This is a genomic window from Eubacterium sp. ER2 (assembly GCF_000765215.1).
GTDB lineage: Bacteria > Bacillota > Clostridia > Lachnospirales > Lachnospiraceae > Claveliimonas > Claveliimonas intestinigallinarum.
The window spans coordinates 1-17,445 of sequence record NZ_JPJE01000007.1; the positions used below are offsets into that span (position 1 = coordinate 1).

Annotated in this window: 18 protein-coding genes; 17 read left to right on the top strand and 1 reads right to left on the bottom strand. The window is 42.3% G+C overall.

Features of this window, described 5'->3' with window-relative positions:
* Positions 1 to 1,216 (top strand): sugar transferase (locus NI21_RS0103250; protein WP_033124819.1); only part of this gene is annotated, 1,216 nt, incomplete at its 5' end.
* Positions 1,217 to 1,240: 24 nt separating this feature from the next.
* Entirely contained in the window at positions 1,241 to 1,861 is a 621-nt protein-coding gene (locus NI21_RS0103255; protein WP_033124820.1) for an immunoglobulin-like domain-containing protein, read from the top strand.
* On the opposite strand, the gene NI21_RS0103260 is transcribed toward NI21_RS0103255, so the two are convergent.
* Complete coding sequence (locus NI21_RS0103260; protein ID WP_033124821.1) at positions 1,856 to 2,950, bottom strand: acyltransferase; 1,095 nt, start codon at positions 2,948 to 2,950, stop codon at positions 1,856 to 1,858. The genes NI21_RS0103255 and NI21_RS0103260 overlap by 6 nt on opposite strands.
* A 77-nt stretch (positions 2,951 to 3,027) precedes the next feature.
* On the opposite strand from NI21_RS0103260, the gene NI21_RS0103265 reads away from it, so the two are divergent.
* The 15 genes from NI21_RS0103265 to NI21_RS16700 form a co-directional block, all read left to right on the top strand.
* The gene (locus NI21_RS0103265) at positions 3,028 to 3,747 is read left to right on the top strand and encodes a CpsB/CapC family capsule biosynthesis tyrosine phosphatase (protein ID WP_033124822.1); all 720 of its coding nucleotides are present in this window, start codon (positions 3,028 to 3,030) and stop codon (positions 3,745 to 3,747) included.
* Between the two features lie 9 nt (positions 3,748 to 3,756).
* Entirely contained in the window at positions 3,757 to 4,458 is a 702-nt protein-coding gene (locus NI21_RS0103270; protein WP_033124823.1) for a YveK family protein, read from the top strand.
* Between the two features lie 22 nt (positions 4,459 to 4,480).
* Positions 4,481 to 5,161, top strand: a complete 681-nt coding sequence (locus NI21_RS0103275) for a CpsD/CapB family tyrosine-protein kinase (protein WP_033124833.1) — start codon at positions 4,481 to 4,483, stop codon at positions 5,159 to 5,161.
* Complete coding sequence (locus NI21_RS0103280; RefSeq protein WP_033124824.1) at positions 5,158 to 6,357, top strand: glycosyltransferase family 4 protein; 1,200 nt, start codon at positions 5,158 to 5,160, stop codon at positions 6,355 to 6,357. Before NI21_RS0103275 ends, NI21_RS0103280 begins: the two co-directional genes overlap by 4 nt.
* A gap of 12 nt (positions 6,358 to 6,369) precedes the next feature.
* The gene (locus NI21_RS0103285; protein WP_033124825.1) at positions 6,370 to 7,467 is read left to right on the top strand and encodes a glycosyltransferase family 4 protein; all 1,098 of its coding nucleotides are present in this window, start codon (positions 6,370 to 6,372) and stop codon (positions 7,465 to 7,467) included.
* The gene (locus tag NI21_RS0103290; protein WP_033124826.1) at positions 7,454 to 8,494 is read left to right on the top strand and encodes a glycosyltransferase; all 1,041 of its coding nucleotides are present in this window, start codon (positions 7,454 to 7,456) and stop codon (positions 8,492 to 8,494) included. The genes NI21_RS0103285 and NI21_RS0103290 overlap by 14 nt, the downstream gene beginning before the upstream one ends.
* Positions 8,475 to 9,890 (top strand): hypothetical protein, encoded by a 1,416-nt coding sequence (locus NI21_RS0103295; RefSeq protein WP_138303057.1) that lies wholly within the window; start codon positions 8,475 to 8,477, stop codon positions 9,888 to 9,890. Before NI21_RS0103290 ends, NI21_RS0103295 begins: the two co-directional genes overlap by 20 nt.
* The gene (locus NI21_RS0103300; protein ID WP_052083860.1) at positions 9,865 to 10,926 is read left to right on the top strand and encodes a glycosyltransferase; all 1,062 of its coding nucleotides are present in this window, start codon (positions 9,865 to 9,867) and stop codon (positions 10,924 to 10,926) included. The genes NI21_RS0103295 and NI21_RS0103300 overlap by 26 nt, the downstream gene beginning before the upstream one ends.
* A 2-nt stretch (positions 10,927 to 10,928) precedes the next feature.
* On the top strand, positions 10,929 to 11,498 hold the full coding sequence (locus tag NI21_RS0103305) for a hypothetical protein (RefSeq protein WP_033124828.1): 570 nt from the start codon (positions 10,929 to 10,931) through the stop codon (positions 11,496 to 11,498).
* Positions 11,483 to 12,457 (top strand): glycosyltransferase, encoded by a 975-nt coding sequence (locus tag NI21_RS0103310; RefSeq protein ID WP_052083862.1) that lies wholly within the window; start codon positions 11,483 to 11,485, stop codon positions 12,455 to 12,457. Before NI21_RS0103305 ends, NI21_RS0103310 begins: the two co-directional genes overlap by 16 nt.
* A 4-nt stretch (positions 12,458 to 12,461) precedes the next feature.
* The gene (locus NI21_RS0103315; protein WP_033124829.1) at positions 12,462 to 13,478 is read left to right on the top strand and encodes a glycosyltransferase family 2 protein; all 1,017 of its coding nucleotides are present in this window, start codon (positions 12,462 to 12,464) and stop codon (positions 13,476 to 13,478) included.
* Positions 13,475 to 14,500 (top strand): glycosyltransferase family 2 protein, encoded by a 1,026-nt coding sequence (locus NI21_RS0103320; RefSeq protein ID WP_033124830.1) that lies wholly within the window; start codon positions 13,475 to 13,477, stop codon positions 14,498 to 14,500. Before NI21_RS0103315 ends, NI21_RS0103320 begins: the two co-directional genes overlap by 4 nt.
* Before the next feature lie 3 nt (positions 14,501 to 14,503).
* Entirely contained in the window at positions 14,504 to 15,571 is a 1,068-nt protein-coding gene (locus NI21_RS0103325; protein ID WP_033124831.1) for a polysaccharide pyruvyl transferase family protein, read from the top strand.
* Positions 15,564 to 17,117 carry a lipopolysaccharide biosynthesis protein gene (locus NI21_RS0103330; RefSeq protein ID WP_052083864.1) on the top strand — a complete coding sequence of 518 codons (1,554 nt, stop codon included), beginning with the start codon at positions 15,564 to 15,566 and terminating at the stop codon, positions 17,115 to 17,117. Before NI21_RS0103325 ends, NI21_RS0103330 begins: the two co-directional genes overlap by 8 nt.
* Positions 17,101 to 17,445, top strand: a 345-nt coding sequence (locus NI21_RS16700) for a 4Fe-4S binding protein (RefSeq protein ID WP_147581161.1), incomplete at its 3' end; no start/stop codon positions are given. The genes NI21_RS0103330 and NI21_RS16700, both read left to right, overlap by 17 nt.

The window sequence follows — 17,445 nt, forward strand, 5'->3', positions numbered from 1 at the left end:
GGTCAAGCACATATGCATTGTTTGTATGATGATGGTCCTGTATCTTTTTTTCAGCCAGACCGGAGCGGATTTTTCACGTATAAATTTTCTGCTTTTTACCGTAGTCTCTATTATTCTTCTTTATGTGGAAAGAACTCTATGGAAACAGTATCTTCTCAGGCGTCGGAAGACTTCCTTTGAAAGAAAGACACTTCTTGTGATTACAACGTTTGACAGAACAGAGGATGTTATGAGGAAAATGAAGAGGAGTTTTCCTTTTGAGATTGAAGTGATAGGGATTGTACTGTTGGATCGGGACGATTTAAAAGGCAAGAATGTTGACAATACAAAAATTGTATGTCTAAAAAGTGAAATTCTTGATTATGTGAGAACCAAATGGATTGATGGCATATTGATCAATGCTGATCAGGACAATGATGAACTGCGCTCTCTGAAGGATGCGCTCATCAACATGGGAATGACTGTACATACGGTGGTGGCTGTTGAGGAGGAGCGGAGCGGGATGGATAGTGAAGTGCAGAATCAACTTCTGGGAAATCTGGGAGGATATATTGTACTTTCTACAGCAATCCGCGTGGCTTCTTCAAAACAGTTGTTCCTGAAGCGAATGATGGATATAGCCGGAGGTATTACAGGACTGGTTGTAACTGGAGTTCTTACAATTTTTATTGCGCCAGCCATTTATTTTTCTTCTCCGGGTCCTGTGTTTTTTTCACAGACAAGAGTAGGGAAAAATGGAAAAACATTTAAAATCTATAAGTTCCGCAGTATGTATATGGATGCTGAGGAGAGAAAGAAGGAGCTTCTTAAAGAAAATAAAATGCAAGGCCAGATGTTCAAATTGGAGAGGGATCCTAGGATTATCGGAAGCGGAAAGAATGGAGATGGGCATGGTATTGGCTGGTTTATCAGAAAAACGTCTATTGACGAATTTCCTCAGTTTTGGAATATATTAAAGGGAGATATGAGTCTTGTGGGGACCAGACCCCCTACTTTGGATGAATGGGAAAAATATGATTATCATCACAGGGCAAGGCTTGCTACTAAACCTGGCCTTACCGGCCTATGGCAAGTAAGCGGAAGAAGTGATATTACAGATTTTGAAGATGTAGTTAAGCTTGATCTTCAGTATATACAGAACTGGAGTCTTGAACTTGATATAAAAATATTGTTTAAGACGATTTTTGTTGTGCTCTGTGGACAGGGTGCAAAATAGAAGACAATATGAGAGGATAAAAAAATGAGAACAAAGATAATTGCCGTATTATTGCTGCTGTCAGTTGCGCTTGGCGGAGTGCTGAGTGTTGTGAAAATCAGGCAGGATAGAGAGCCTCCGGTGATTTCAATTCCGGAAGTGCGATCATATTCGATGGGAGTATCAGACGAGGAGCTGCTTCAGGGAGTAACAGCAGAGGATGGGCAGGATGGAGATGTGACGGATTCTTTGAGAATAGAATCTGTATATAAGGAGACAGAAGAGGAAATGCTGACTGTCATTTATGTGGCTAAGGATAGTAGCAATAACGTGGCTAAATGTCAGAGAAGCTATACTATTGACCAGAGTGATTCTGACCAGAACATACAGGATCAACAGACAACAGTGGAGACGGCAAGTACAGTTCCACAGATTATTTTGACCACCAATGGATTGGAGCTTCCGGTAGGCTCCGTTTTTAATGCGCTTGATTATGTAAAGGAAATTATCGACGATAAAGATACAGAAGAAGACCTTTGGACTCGTATCAATGTGACAGGGCAGATAGACACGAATATAGCAGGACAGTATCAGGTGGAATATTATGTGGTGGACAGTGATGGTAATCAGTCACCGGCTGCCAGACTCACCGTCTCGGTTTTATAAGGTGAAGATTTTTGACAGAACCGGAATTTTGCTTGCCACAGAAGAGAGTAAAGCACAGATCCACAGAAGGACTAGTGCTGCCCCAATATTTATAAGTATGTTTCCGGAAATTGGAGTATGGGATAGTGCTGTGTGCATGAAGTCAGCCAGAATAGACTGCAGTAGGTATATTCCAAGAGAATGATCGGAAATAAATCTGACATATCTACAGATTCGTTTTTCAGAATACCTATAGGCAAGACTACACCTGAAAATGCAGAGCGTGCCGATGAGAACAAAAATTGTCTCCATTCCGCCCCACACAGGATCGAAATAGGTATCTTGTCCATACGAGCACATAACTCCGTATAGAGTCAGACACAACATGCTAGCAAGATATAAAATAAGAGCGAGCATAAAAGAAAGCTTTTGTGAAAGATGACGGATATGAGTGACTAACAGAGCGCCGACAAGGAAGTAGGCAAAGGAAAAGCCATATATGCCCCTGAAGGGATTAAATTGATTGAAAAAGTTTATGTCGGAAGTAGGAACAGGAGCATGAAAAAGAAATGCGACTAGGCGGGTACAGATTAGCAGCATATTGTTTCCGCAGACAATTACCAGCGATGCGGCTGTAAAAATTAAAAAGGTATGCTTTTTAGTATCGTAGGTCGCCTTCAGGATGGGAAAGAAAAAATACAGGACAAAAAGAGCCATAAGAAACCAGAGCTGATTGCTCCAGCCCGCGTCAAAGCTCCAAAAATGCCGGAGGATAGAAGCAGGGTCTGCAGTATGATACAGAAAAGTCGCTTTGACCAGTACATTTCCCATATCCCATACGATGACAAGAAATATCATATGTGCCATTTTACGGATATGTTTTTTTAAATGAAAAGATTTATTAAACAGGAGGCCACCATTTACTGCAAAAAATACGGGCATACATATTGAAAGACAGGAAATGATGAAGTAGTTGAAATAGGAAACTAGAGATCCTGATCTGACATTTCCTGACACAGTGAGACTGTGATAGAGAATAACACAGAAAATAGCAATTGTTTTTAGAAGATCAAGATAGTGGAGACGGGATTTTTCATTTGTTGTATTCATAAAAGTACCTCCTGTTTGTAAATGGTAATTTTATTGTAGACGGATTTCAAAAAATAAGCAAGTATAGGAGGTTATTTATGACAGGATTGTATGATATACACTGTCATCTGCTGCCGGGAGTTGATGATGGAGCAGAAACAGAAAAAGAGTCGGAGGGTATGTTGGCAATGGAGTACAACCAAGGGGTGCGTCATATTTTTTTGACGCCTCATTACAGGAGGGGGATGTTTGAGACAAAGCAGGAAAAACTGGATGTCCTTATCCAGCAGATCTGTGAAATGGCCCACAGAATCGGTCCTGACCTGACAGTCTATCCTGGATGTGAATTTTATGCGGATGATAGGCTTTTAGACACCCTGGAAGAGCACAGAAAATTCTTCCTGGGAGGATCTGACCATGCTCTGATTGAGTTTGGTGCAGGAACAAGTCAGGTGGAACTAAGAGAGACACTCTGCGGTGTGCTGAGTTATGGTTGGACTCCTGTTCTCGCGCATGCGGAGCGATATGACTGTGTAACGAAAGATTTTACATTTCTGGAGGAACTGTCAGACCTGGGAGTGTTGATATCTGTCAATGCAGGAAGTGTCTTGGGACAGAATGGCATATCTGCCAAGAAGTTCTGTCGGTCTCTTATTAAGTACGATCTGTTGGATCTGATTGGATCTGATGCACACGGACTAAGACGCAGAAAGCCTGATCTGGGAGCCTGTGCTGCGTATCTTACAAAGAAGTACGGTAGTAATTATATGCGGAGGATCATGATTGATCATCCACAAAAAATAATGGAAGGAAGATAGCTGACAAGTATGAAAAGGGACAATGAAAGATTTGAAATAGATACGAAAAAAATATTAACAGAAATATGGAAGAATATGGCAATTATTCTTTTAAGCGGTCTCGCGGCAGCCCTGGCTGCCATGCTGCTATCAGTAACGCTCCTGCCAAGGCAGTATGAATCAACGACGAAAATGTATGTTCTTGCAAAACAGGAGAGCGGCACAGTGACAAACGGAGATATGGAAGCTAGTACAGCTCTGACGAGAGATTATCAGGAATTGATCCAGAGCAGGACGGTGATTGAACAGGTGATTGTTAAGCTTCAGTTGGACATAGAGTATGAGGATCTCCTTAAAAAACTGACTATCCTTGCACCGTCGGAAACGCGGGTAATCTATATTACAGTGTCAGACGAAGATCCCTATCTGGCAGCGGAAATTGCAGATGAAGTGCGAGAAGTATCGGCGCAGCATATTCAAAAGGTTATGAGCACTCAATCTGTCAATGTCGTAGACTATGCCAATATTCCAGATACTCCAGCAGGCGTCGGATCTGTAAAGTACGCTCTGCTTGCCGGTATCGTCGCAGTCTTCCTGGTGCTGGTGACGGTGACCGTAAAAGGCCTTGTAAATGATAAGATAAAAAGTACAGAGGATGTGGAACGGTATCTGAATATCAGCACGCTGGGCATGATACCGGCTATAAATAAAAAAATAGGAAAAAAGAAATAAAATGCTGAAAGGCGGAGAAAAAATGAAAATTAAATTAGCATTAAAACAGCTGGATTATTTCAGTGATGAGGCATATAAAAAACTGCGTACAAATATACAACTTTGTGGAGGAAACAAGAAAGTAATCGCATTTACAAGTAGTATACCAAATGAAGGGAAAAGTAGTGTTTCTCTGAATCTGGCTCTTTCTATGGCGGAGGCGGGCAAAGGAACCCTGTTTATCGATGCCGACCTGCGAAAATCTGTCTTGAAGGCTAGAGTTCGGGTTAAAGATAAAGTGGATGGTCTTACCAACTATCTGACAGAGCAGGCGGAAATCAAAGAGATTATCTATTCAACGGAATTTCCGGAATTGGATATTATTTTTTCAGGACCGGTTCCACCGAATCCGGCAGAGCTGCTGGGAGGGGAAATGTTTCAGGAACTGGTGCATCAGGTGAGGAAAGAATATGATTATGTGATTATTGATACACCGCCCCTTGGGAGTGTCATAGACTGTGCAGTCATCGCTAAAGAATGTGACGGAGCAGTGCTTGTGATCGAGTCAGATAAGATCAGTTATAAGTTCGCTCAAGAGGTAAAGGAACAGCTAGAGAAGACAGGATGTCCCATCTTGGGAGCAATCTTAAATAAAGTCGATATGACCCAAAATAAGTATTATGTACAATACAAAGAGTATCAACACAAGGTAAGCAGAAAATGAAAATTTTATTCGTCAATAAATTTTTGTACCAGCGGGGTGGAGCGGAGTCCTATGTTTTGAGACTTGGGAAATATTTCGAAGAACACGGACATGAGGTCATGTATTTTGGAATGCTTGATCAGAAGAATGAGGTGGGAAATAAATGGGGACTGTATACCTCTCACATGGATTTTCACAGTACAGGTTTAAGAACTCTCTTATATCCTGTCAAAATCATATACTCTTTTGAAGCATACAGGAAATTTTCAGAGCTGCTGGAACGGTTCAGACCGGATATTGTGCATCTGAATAACATAAATTTTCAAATTACTCCCTCGGTCATTGATGCTGCCTGGAAGAAAAATATTCCTGTTGTCCAGACGGTCCATGATTCCCAGATGGTCTGTCCCAGTCATCTTCTGTACAATGCAGAAAAAGAAGAAATATGCAGAAAATGTATTGAAGGAAGCAAGTGGAATTGCGTGCGTTACAGATGTATCCACGGTTCAGTTTTAAAAAGCTTGATCGGATCTGTGGAAGGGCTCTTTTATAGCCTGAAAACAACTTACGATAAGGTGGCTCTGTATATCTGTCCGAGCTCTTTTATGGAGTCTGTTCTGTGCACCAAGAAACGGTATCAGGGGAAGACAAAAGTTATCCCCAATTTTATCATGGTTCCATCTCACATGGAGAACTTCATAAAGAAAGATTATATTTTATATTTTGGAAGACTATCACAGGAAAAAGGAATTCAACTATTTCTGCAGCTGGCGTCCAGACATCCTGAATTGCAGTTTAAAATTGCGGGGAGCGGTCCTTTGAAGGAAAGCTGCTGTGCCCGCTCTAATGTCCAATATCTAGGCGTACTTACAGGCGAAAAGCTATATGAGACAATTGCAGGGGCTAAGCTGGTCGTTTTTCCATCGGTCTGCTATGAAAATTGTCCTCTGTCAGTACTGGAGTCCATCTCCCTGGGGACTCCTGTTGTCGCAAGCGGGAGAGGAGGCACAAGGGATTTGATTCGTGATGGGGAAAACGGGGTGCTGGTCCGCGAGCCATTTGGAATCGATTCTCTGGACAGGTCTGTGAAGTCACTTCTGGAGCAACCGGGGCAGATAGAACGAATGAGCAGATATTGTGCAGAAACCAGGAAATGTCTCTGGTCTCTGGAGAAATATGGAAAGGAAATGGAGAAAATCTATAGGAGCTTTCTCTGATATACAGAAGATATGAAGGTTGCAATGATTGGACATAAGCAAATCCCATCCCGCAGTGGCGGTGTGGAGATCGTCGTAGAAAAATTATCGGAACATCTTATGAAACGGGGAATACAGATTGATATATATAACCGCAGAATGCCCGAGGGGGAGCAGATCAGAGAATATAAAGGCATGCGTATGTACTATTCGTTTACTGTTCACAGGAAAAATCTGGATGCCATTATTGCAGCATTCTTTTCTACTCTCCGTGCCCTGACCCGGGGGTATGACATTCTTCACTATCATGCAGAGGGATCCTGCTTAATGCTCTGGCTTCCGCATCTGTTCCACAAGAAGATAGCTGTGACTATACATGGATTGGACTGGAGGCGGGCAAAGTGGAGCAGGTTTGCGTCAAAAATGCTCCTTGTTGGTGAAAAGTTTGCAGTTAAATATGCGGATCAGATTATAGTCTTGTCAAAAGATGTTCAGAGATATTTCATGGAACAGTATGGGAGGCGAACAAACTATATTCCGAACGGAGTTGATCCGATGCCTAAGCGCAGACCGAATCTAATTCGGAAAAAATTCGGCCTGGAAAAAGAAGGGTATATCCTTTTTCTCGCCCGGATCGTACCTGAAAAAGGGCTCCATTATCTTATAAATGCCTACAAGAATATAGATACAGAGAAAAAGCTGGTGGTCGCTGGAAACTGCCCCTATGCACAGGAATACGGCAGGCAGATCTTGGAGCTTGCAGGAAACAGTGAGAAGATTATCTTTACCGGATTTGTGGAGGGAGAACTTTTGGAGGAACTGTTTAGTAACGCGGCTGTATATGTTCTGCCTAGTGAGATTGAGGGAATGCCGATAAGTCTTCTGGAAGCCATGAGCTATGGACGGTGCTGTCTTGTCAGTGATATTCCAGAGAATCTAAATGTGGCAGAGGGATGTGTGGAGAGCTTTTGCACTGGAAACACTGATGATCTGCAGAGACATTTGGAAGAATTGCTAAGAGATCCTGAAAAATGCTGCCGACTGGGAGAGAAGGCTGCTGATTATGTGGGCAGGTGTTACAACTGGGAAATGGTTGCGGAAAGAACGGTGGAAGTATATGAAAGTAAGTAAAAATATGATCGTAACGGATACTGTGCCTGGGCCCGGATGGAATTTTGACAGTATACTTGCAGAGCTGACTGGTGAAAGGTGGACAGCCTCCCACGGCGGGCTGAAGTATAAATTGTCCGGACGAAAGGAGAAAATCCGACGCTATATAAATTTTCTGATCTTCCCATTCCGGCTTTTTTTACACAGGAACGAGATTGACAATCTAATCGCATTGCAACAGTATTATGGAATTTTTTATGCGTTTTATTGTTTGCTCTTCCATGTGAAAAAAAAGAATTACTGTATGGTCATGACTTTTATCTATAATCGGAGAAAGGGCGCAGCAGGTGCTTTGCAATACAGATTTATAAAAAAGATCATCAATAGTAAGTATTTGGATTGTATTGTTGTTTATTCGGAGTATGAAAAAAAATATTACGAAAAATTATTTGGCGTTCCGGCAGGAAAGCTCCTAAGCTGCAGGCTGGGTCTGGAAGATCTGACCGGAGGTATAAAGAGGAAGAAGACGGAGCCCTATATTTTGTCTGCAGGGAGAAGTAACCGAGATTATGAATTCCTATTTCGGGCACTGAGAGGTCACCCATACGAGGTGAAAATTGTCTGTGACAGTATAGACAGGAAAACCGAAGAAAATTTTACGGTCTATAAAAATACCTACTATGAAGATTTTTTCCAGATGATTGCAGAGTGCTTTTGTGTTGTCATCGCCTTGAAAGACAAAAGAATCTCATCCGGTCAGCTTGTCATTTTACAGGCAAAACAATTTGCAAAGCCTGTAATTGTGACAGAATCACGGGCCGTGGAAGAATATATAAAAGATGGGGTTGACGGATTTATTATCAGAAAGAGTGAGGGGGAACTGGTGGAGAAAATCTGTATGCTTTCCGAGGATCCGATCTTGTACAGGCGCATGTGCGAGGCTTCCAGGAAAAGTTATGAAAACAGTTTTTCTTTGTATGCGTTGGGTGAGCAGATTGTAAATTGTTTAAAAAAGACAGGCAGGCTATATGATGAAAATACAAGGTAAAAAGAAAACGTTTCTTCTTTTCATAGCGGGATATGCAATCGTCTTTGCTATGATGTTTATAGGAATCAGAGAAGATTATATGATACTGGAGACAGCAGCGCTTTGTGGTGGGGGATGTATTCTTTTACTTTTGAGGCGTCCGGCCTGGATCATCTACCTGATGATCTTTTACTGCTGTGTGGAAAAATGGATGATTTCTCAGTTCGGGATGCCGGATAGCCTTGATTTAGCTATGGATCTTATGATGCTCCTGTGCCTGGGACTGGCTTTGAAAACTCTGTTTGAAAAAAACGATAGATACTATTTTGTGTTTCCACTTGTTCTGGCCGGCGCCTTTTTTGTGATAGGTACGCTGTCAGCACTTTTCCAGCAGGTGGATATACTGCTGATCTGTTGGTCCTACAGAAATCTAATGAGGTTTTTTCTGTTTTTCTTCTCCTGTGTTGTTATTCTAGATGTCGATGATGTGGAAAATCTTATGCGGCTTTTTTCCTGGCTTTTTCATGCCAATATTCTTATCGTATCTTTCCAGTTCTGGATACAGGGATACAGTCAGGATAATCTGGGAGGACTATTTGGAACGCAGATGGGATGTAATGGATATATGAACACTTATTTGTGTATATATGTCTCTTTTGTCTGCGTGATGTATATGGCTCGGAGACTTTCGTTTTGGATCTTTCTGTATGTCTCTGCGGGAAGTTTGTATATAGCTGCTCTGAGTGAGTTGAAATTCTGGTTTATGGAATATGTGCTGATCCTGGCAGTAAGTATACTTCTGACGCGGTTTTCTTCCAGAACAATCTTGATGCTGATAGGGGCGGCCGCAGGACTCTTTATAGGATTGCAGTTGTTTAATGCAGTCTTTCCGGGATGGGAGTTCTCTGTGAATCAGATTCTGGATTATACGGGACAGGGGGGATACAGTACGGAGACAGACTTGAACCGTCTGACGGCTATATCCCGGATTTGCAATGAATTTCTGCATACCATTTCGCAGCGGTTGTTTGGATTTGGTCTGGGAAGCTGTGAGACTTCCACATTTTTTAACAGCGGCTTTTTCCAGCAGTATGGCGAGACGATCCATTATACTTATCTGCTGCAGGCGTTTTTGTTTCTGGAGACAGGATTTGTCGGATTATTCCTGTACCTTGGATTTTATATAAGCATATCTGCAAAAGCACTTATTATGCGCCGTTTTCTGGATGAAACGGCCCAAATCTATTGCGGGACAGCAGCCATATGTGCTGTTACTTGTATTTTGCAGGTGTTTTATAACAGTGCTCTACGTGTGGAAAACAGTGGTTATCTCGCGTATTTTATGCTGGCAGTGCCTTTTATCTTTATGAAGGGAAGGAGTGGGGAAGAGAATGATGAGTCCATTAAAAAAGATTAGTATTATTGTACCTGTATATAACACTGGAATCTATCTGGATAGATGCATGGAAAGTCTTGTCAAACAGTCTTTGAGAGACTTTGAAATCATTATCGTAGATGACGGATCTGAAGAAATATGCAGCCGGCAGTGCGATCAGTGGGCTGTTAAGGATAACAGAATCTGTGTGATACATAAAAAAAATGAGGGCCTTGGGTATGCACGGAATACTGGTATAGCTGCGGCAGAGGGAGAGTATGTTGCCTTTGTGGATTCGGATGATTACATAGCACCTGATATGTGTGAAAAGCTGTATGACAGAGCAAAAGCATCCAACGCGGATTTGGTCGTGGGCGGTTATATAAAAAAATATGACAGCGGATATGAGCAGTGTTTCCGAAATGAAGGGATTCCTGATAAGATTATCGGCGAGGATGTTATCAGGATCCTGCTAGCCAATATGTTGGGCTCCCGGCCGGAAGACAGATATGATGATCGTATAGGGATGTCTGTTTGGAAAAATCTGTATTCCAGACAGTTGTTTGATAACGAAGATGTTCGGTTTCCGTCAGAAAGGGAATATATTTCTGAGGATATTATTTTTCACATCCGCTGCCTGAAATATGTAAGATGTGCGGAAGTGCTCCATGCCCCGGTATATTATTATTGCCAGAATGCGGGAAGCCTTTCAAAGTCATACAGAAGCGATAGATTTGAAAAGATAATCCGGCTATTCTGCTATGAGAAAAAGCTTCTGAAGGAGATGGGAGCATACCAGTATGGGAAGTTGCCATTGCAGCGCACTTTAATTGCAAATGTGCGTACCTGCATCATGATGGAGGCATCTGTCGGCAGGAGAAATGGTGAAGCGGGAAAGTCAAAAAGAAAGATACTTGCATATTGCCGTGAGAGTCATATTTCTGAGGTCCTGCGGGAATATCCCTGGCAGAAGCTGCCGGTCAAGCAGAGGATATTTTCATTGGCAATGCTTTTAAAATGGAAGAACATTTTGTATATCCTTGCCTGTCTTCAAAATAGATACAGAGGAGGAAACTGACTGTGATTGATACAAGAGAAAAGTTAAAGGCATGCCTGAAAAAGGAAAAAGCTTTTTATATTACTGGAAAAACAAAGCGTACTCGGCTTGTAGAATGGGTTGCGCAGGATCCCTGTGTCAGAATATGGAAGTATCAGAAAGCGCTGAGATATACAGAATTTTTTTGCAGTCAGTCCGGCATTGTGAAGTGGATCATGTATCCTTTGATGAGAAGAAAGAAAAACCGGCTTGGGCTGAAACTCGGATTGGAAATTGTGGAGAATTCTTTTGATGAGGGCCTGATTATCTATCATACAGGGAATATCGTGGTAAACGGATATGCCAGGATTGGGAAAGACTGCCGTCTTCACGGCTCGAACTGTATAGGAAATAATGGAGTATCTGAGGAAACACCAAGGATTGGAGAAAGGGTGGATATAGGTGCAGGAGCAATTCTGATAGGCGGAATTACGATTGCCGATGACATTACGGTGGGAGCAGGCGCTGTTGTGAATACTTCTTTTACAGAGCCGGGTATTGTGATAGCGGGAATTCCCGCCAGAAAGGTGAAAAACAAATGGACAGAGGCATAATGAGAGGGAAGGAACAGCCGGTTTTGTCCATCATTGTTCCTGTTTATAATGTTGAGAAGTATATTAGGGATTGCCTGGACAGCATCCTCGCACAATCTTTTCAGGAGTTTGAAGTAATCTTAATCGATGATGGATCCAGTGATCAGAGTGGAGCAATCTGTGATTTGTATGCGGAGAAGGATGAACGGATCCATGTGGTCCATAAGGAAAACGGAGGACTTTCCTCTGCTAGAAATACGGGATTGGATCTGGCAAAAGGTCTATATGTGGGGTTTGTCGATTCGGATGACTGGATCTCTGCCACTATGTATGAGCACCTTCTTCAGGCGGTGAGAACAGAGGACGCAGATATAGCCGCCTGTCGCTGGGTGGAAGAGGAACATATACAAAAGTTTAAGAGTGTACATACATATACCTGGAATAGCGAAGAGGTCCTCAGACATTTTTTCCTGCGTCAGATTACAGAGAGCGTATGTGACAAGGTGTTTGCCGTAGAAATGTGGAGGAATGTACGTTTCCCAGAAGGTGAGATCAATGAGGATACGATTACTTTGTTCAGTCTGCTCCTAAAGTGCCGTCGTGCTGTCTTTGTGGACACAGAGGAGTATTATTACCGTGCGAGAGAGGGAAGTATCACAAAGTCTGGGTATTCACGGAAATTCCGTATTGTAGAAAGCCATCTGAGGAAAATGCGAGAAAAGGTTTTAGATCGACTTCCTTCGCTGAAAAAATATGTGGACTATTTCCTAAGCGTACATTACTATTGTTTGCTCCTCTCTGTTTTGAAGAGCGGGGAATTCCATACTTTTAGGGATGACTACAGATATTACCGGAAAAGATTTGCAGAAGTATTTCCAGCTTTTATGTGGAGGGGAACTGGGAAAGAAAAGGACAGGGTGATAGGGCTGGCTTTGCGTTATAGTCCGGTTTGCTTGATCAGACCTCTGCTTCGGAGATAAGACAATGGAAAAAGTTACAATCATAATACCGGCCTATAATGCCGAGGGAACAATAGAAAAATGTATACGAAGCGCCTGCGGACAGACATATCCGGAATTGGAGATCATCGTAATCAATGACGGATCTTCCGATAGAACGGAGGAAATATGCAGGTGTTTTGGGGAGAAAGATTCCCGTCTTATTGTCAGGACGACAGAAAATCGTGGGGTAAGTGCGGCAAGAAATCTTGGACTAGAGTTGGCTTCAGGAACTTGGATCGTCTTTTTGGATGCAGATGACATTCTTTTGGAGGACGCAGTAAAAGAGCTGATGAAATACCGGACAGGCACAGATTGGGTTATCGGGAACTACTATATGTCAGAGCAGGGCGGCAAGGGAACAATTATGAGACATGCACAGTATTTTACGGAAGCTGTCCACAGGGGTATGAAAAGTGAACTTCCTGAGTTGTGCTGTAGCAGGAATTTTCACTGTGTGTGGGGAAAATTGTTCAAGGCGAAGCTGATCTCGGAGTATGGCCTCTACTTTCATGAGGACAAAAGCTATGGGGAGGATCTGCTGTTCAATATGGACTATTTTTCTTTTGTGCGCAATTTTACTATTCTGCGGAAGGAGGTATATGGGTACTGTTATACATATGGAAAGGGCCTGGGGACCAGACTGATTGACAATGAGTGGGAGATCCAGAAGGATATATTCCGCGAAATGGAGTACCGCATAAACAATGTCTATCGAATCGATGAGACAGCATACGAAAGGATCAATCATTTTTATTTTTCACAGGCGGTTTCGGTCATCCAGAGGATTGCAGGGGAAAAAAGACTTGAAAGATTAGAGAGAAAGAGGAGAATACAGACTGTAACGGACTCTTGGGAATTTCGGGAGATCGTTCAAAGAGAAGCTGCGTCCGGAAGATTGCATCCTTTGGATCGGATTCTGCTGAGGCACGGTTTTTTATACAGCAAAATTCATGAGTTTTATGCTGCTCATAAGCTTAGACGAAATCAGGAGGAAGCATGAAGACAATTCATATCAGTATTATCATACCTGTGTATAATGGGGAACTCTATTTTCAAAGATGTGTGGATTCCATATATAGACAAAAGGAAGATAGATATGAGGTCATACTTATAGATGACGGGTCCACAGACAATTTTTATGAAAAATGCAGGGAATACATAGAAGGAAACATGAAGTTCCGCCTTATCAGACAGAAAAACAGAGGGGTAGGCGCCGCAAGGAATCTGGGCATATCAAAGGCCCAGGGAGAGTGGATTTATTTTCTGGATATAGATGACGAGTTGGAGGATGGTGCTCTGGAGGAAATGCTGCAAATGACAGATTCTGACATTCAGTGGCTTGTCATGAATTTTTATAAGCATGTGGTGGGAGAAAAAAAGAAGGCACCGCTTGCACTTTCTGACTATATCATAGGCATGCACTCCGGATATGATAATCTTCCTAGAATGTTGAATGAAGAGCTCTTCATGTATCCGTGTGCCAAGTTATACAGTAGGCAGATTATTGTGGAAAACGGGCTTCAGTTTCCGCAGGGGATCAAGTATGGAGAGGATATCAGGTTCAACCTGGAATACTTCAGATACGTGCGAAATTACAGAGTGGAGAGCAAACCAGTCATGACCTATCATATTGATCAAGGAAAAGGTGCTGGTAGTGCTTACTATAAAAACTCATTTGAAATGCAGATGGATATAGACAAAAAAATACTGGAAATGGATCAGACATACTATCATATCAGTCTGAATGCACAAAAGGAACTGAATCACTATTTCTTTCGTCAGGGGATCAATACGGCAGCCGCCTATCTGACTGTATGGAAGAGCCTTCCTTTTTTGTATCGTATCGGTCAGATACAGGAGGTTCTGTCAGATAAAAGATTTCAAACATTTCTTGAGAGAGAAAGAGAAAATGGGAGAATAAAAAAACTGGATCATTATCTGTTGAAAAAGAAAAAATTCTTGGTTTATTATGTGATTCATTATATGTATACAAAGATAAAAGCAATCAGAAAAGGAAGATAGACTGTGAAAATAGGAATCATTACGATTACAAATGGAGAAAATTACGGGAACCGGCTGCAGAACTACGCTGTCCAGGAGGCATTAAAGGAGACAGGTGCCGAGGTCGAGACTGTGCATAAAGTGACCAATGTCTTTGATGCAGAGAATTTTGTTTATCTGAATAAATTGCGTCTCAAGAAACTCTTACATTATCATCTTACGGTGGAAGAGAGGAGGAGACTGAGTTTTTATAGATTTACGAAAAGATACATAAAGAGGAGCAGATATGTCATCAAAGATTCGGCGCCGGAGAAACTGGACTCCTCCTATGACTGTTTTGTGGCAGGGAGTGACCAGGTATGGAATCCTTATCTTGCATATGTGACGTGTGATAATTTCCTGACTTTTACAAGTGCGGAGAAGAAAGTTGCTTTTGCCCCCAGCATTGCTGTGGAGGACATACCGGAGGAAAAGAAAAAAGAGTATGCTGCCTGGATCCAGGATTTCCGCCTCCTTTCGGTCAGGGAAAAAGAGGGGGCGACATTGATCTATCGTTTGTGTGGGAGGAAGGCGGAAGTACTGCTGGATCCAACTTTTTATCTTTCTGCTTCACAGTGGAGAAGGATAGAGAAAAGAGTGAAGATGAGAGAAAATCGATATATACTGGCTTATTTTCTGGGTGAATATACGCCAGAATACAAAGAGCGTGTGGAGGAGTTCGCTCGCTTTGCAGGATGCGTGGTCTACCGTCTTCAGACAGAGGAACATTTTCAGATAGCACCGGATGAATTTCTCTATCTTGTGGACCACGCGTCAATAGTATGTACAGATTCTTTTCATGGAACTGCTTTTTCAATCATATTTAAAAAGAACTTTGTCGTTTTCCGCAGAAAAGAGGCGTTTGCAGATATGGGATCTCGGCTTCATACTCTGCTGCAAAGATTCGATATGGAAGACAGATATTGGGAGAGAGTAGGTTGCAATTCCGTAAAGGATACAGACTTTTGCAAGTCAGAAGCAATTATAGAAGAGGAGAGAGAAAAGACCAGAGACTTCCTGTCCTGCATTTATAAAGGAGAGCGCTATGCTTAGAGCAAGATCATTTAACCAATTGAAAATGGGGACGTTTTTGAGTTATGTATCAATCGGCATCCAGAATCTGACGGCAATGATTTATACGCCGGTCATGCTACGACTTTTGGGACAAGATCAATATGGCCTGTACCAGCTGAGCAACTCAACGGTCGCCTACTTGGGATTGCTGACATTTGGGTTTGGCAGTTCTTACGTGAAATTTTATTATGATTATAGGGTACAAAACGATGAGGAAGGTATCCGGAAGCTGAACAGCATTTTTCTCCTTGTATTCTTGGCCATGTCAGTTCTGTGTGTGATTGCAGGAGCAGGTATGGTCCTGTCTGCAGATTTTCTGTTTGGAGGGAGCCTGACCCCTGGAGAAATACAGGAAGTGCGAATTCTTATGGTAGTATTGATCATAACCATGGCGCTCACCTTTCCCAATATTATTTTTGACTGCTACATAACGGCGCATGAGAGGTACATTTTTCAAAGAATGCTTCTGATTATGGTAAACGTGCTGAACCCTTTCATCGGGCTACCGCTTTTGCTGATGGGATACAGATCCATGTCTCTTGTAATGGCCAATCTGATTTTGTCGCTTTTGCGTGTGGGACTGAATGTCTATTACTGTGTGAGAAAGCTGCATATGAAATTTCAGTTCAAGGGAATGGAACGTGGCGTCCTGAAAAGAGTGGGGACTTTCTCTTTTTATGTTTTCCTAAATGAAGTGGCGAATCAGATTAACTGGAATATTGACAAGATGGTCCTTGGAGCATTTCAGGGAGCGGGAATCGTAGCGCTTTATTCTGTCGGAAGTCAGTTCAATCAGTACTTTATCAATATGTCCACAGCGGTATCCAATGTATTCATTCCTAGAGTGAATAAAATGATTGCAGAAGGCCAGGGCGATGACAAGCTGACAGAACTGTTTGTGAAGATAGGAAGAATACAGTATATTATTCTCGGGGCAGTACTCACCGGCTATTTATTGTATGGAAAGTTTTTTATCATCAAATGGGCAGGACAGGAATATGAAGGATCATATCTGATTGGGGCAGTCATTATGTTGCCGACTATGATTCCTTTGATTCAAAATATCGGTATAGAGATACAGAAAGCAAAAAACAAACATAAATTCCGGTCAGTCACCTATTTCCTGATTGCTCTCGCTAATTTGATTGTCAGCATTCCGTTAGCAATTCGTTTTGGGGCACTTGGATCTGCGGCAGGTACGGCTCTGGCTACGGTTGCAGGAAATGTTTTACTGATGAACTGGTATTACGATAGGCATGTCGGGTTGGATATCTATGTCTTTTTCCGGAGTATGCTGCGTCCGACGGCAGCCCTACTCATAGCGGCGGCAGTAGGGCTCTGTGTTCGGCTGTTTATCCCGGTTGATTCATGGCCTGCTTTTATCGGAGAGGCGGTCCTGTTTTTGGGAGTGTATCTTCTTTGTCTATGGTATTTTGGATTTTCATCTGATGAAAAAGAACAGGCAGAAAGAATCCTTGCAAACTTTAAGATAAAAAGAGAGGAGAAAAATGGAGCAGATTTATAGATATGACTGTACGGGATGTGGAGCCTGCCAAAATGTCTGCCCTGTGCATTGTATTTCTATGTGCCAGGATCAGGAGGGATTTCCCTATCCGAAAATAGATGCAGAGAGATGTACAGGATGTGGCCTGTGCAGACGGACATGTCCAGAGACTAATAGGTCAGAAGAAAGTTTTTGTAAGCCCTATGCGATGTATGCCAAAGATGAGGATGTCCGTCGCAGAAGTTCTTCAGGGGGGTTTTTCTTTCTCCTTGCAGCGTATGTCCTGGAAAGTGGAGGCATTGTGTTCGGGGTGAGAATGGAACGAGAGACAGCACGTTTTTTTTTTTTT

What these genes read in the sequence shown, in the direction of transcription:
- NI21_RS0103255 (WP_033124820.1), top strand. Translation starts at nt 1,241, where the DNA reads ATGAGAACAAAGATAATTGCCGTATTATTGCTGCTGTCAGTTGCGCTT.
- NI21_RS0103260 (WP_033124821.1), bottom strand. Translation starts at nt 2,950, where the DNA reads ATGAATACAACAAATGAAAAATCCCGTCTCCACTATCTTGATCTTCTA.
- NI21_RS0103265 (WP_033124822.1), top strand. Translation starts at nt 3,028, where the DNA reads ATGACAGGATTGTATGATATACACTGTCATCTGCTGCCGGGAGTTGAT.
- NI21_RS0103270 (WP_033124823.1), top strand. Translation starts at nt 3,757, where the DNA reads ATGAAAAGGGACAATGAAAGATTTGAAATAGATACGAAAAAAATATTA.
- NI21_RS0103275 (WP_033124833.1), top strand. Translation starts at nt 4,481, where the DNA reads ATGAAAATTAAATTAGCATTAAAACAGCTGGATTATTTCAGTGATGAG.
- NI21_RS0103280 (WP_033124824.1), top strand. Translation starts at nt 5,158, where the DNA reads ATGAAAATTTTATTCGTCAATAAATTTTTGTACCAGCGGGGTGGAGCG.
- NI21_RS0103285 (WP_033124825.1), top strand. Translation starts at nt 6,370, where the DNA reads ATGAAGGTTGCAATGATTGGACATAAGCAAATCCCATCCCGCAGTGGC.
- NI21_RS0103290 (WP_033124826.1), top strand. Translation starts at nt 7,454, where the DNA reads ATGAAAGTAAGTAAAAATATGATCGTAACGGATACTGTGCCTGGGCCC.
- NI21_RS0103295 (WP_138303057.1), top strand. Translation starts at nt 8,475, where the DNA reads ATGATGAAAATACAAGGTAAAAAGAAAACGTTTCTTCTTTTCATAGCG.
- NI21_RS0103300 (WP_052083860.1), top strand. Translation starts at nt 9,865, where the DNA reads ATGATGAGTCCATTAAAAAAGATTAGTATTATTGTACCTGTATATAAC.
- NI21_RS0103310 (WP_052083862.1), top strand. Translation starts at nt 11,483, where the DNA reads ATGGACAGAGGCATAATGAGAGGGAAGGAACAGCCGGTTTTGTCCATC.
- NI21_RS0103315 (WP_033124829.1), top strand. Translation starts at nt 12,462, where the DNA reads ATGGAAAAAGTTACAATCATAATACCGGCCTATAATGCCGAGGGAACA.
- NI21_RS0103320 (WP_033124830.1), top strand. Translation starts at nt 13,475, where the DNA reads ATGAAGACAATTCATATCAGTATTATCATACCTGTGTATAATGGGGAA.
- NI21_RS0103330 (WP_052083864.1), top strand. Translation starts at nt 15,564, where the DNA reads ATGCTTAGAGCAAGATCATTTAACCAATTGAAAATGGGGACGTTTTTG.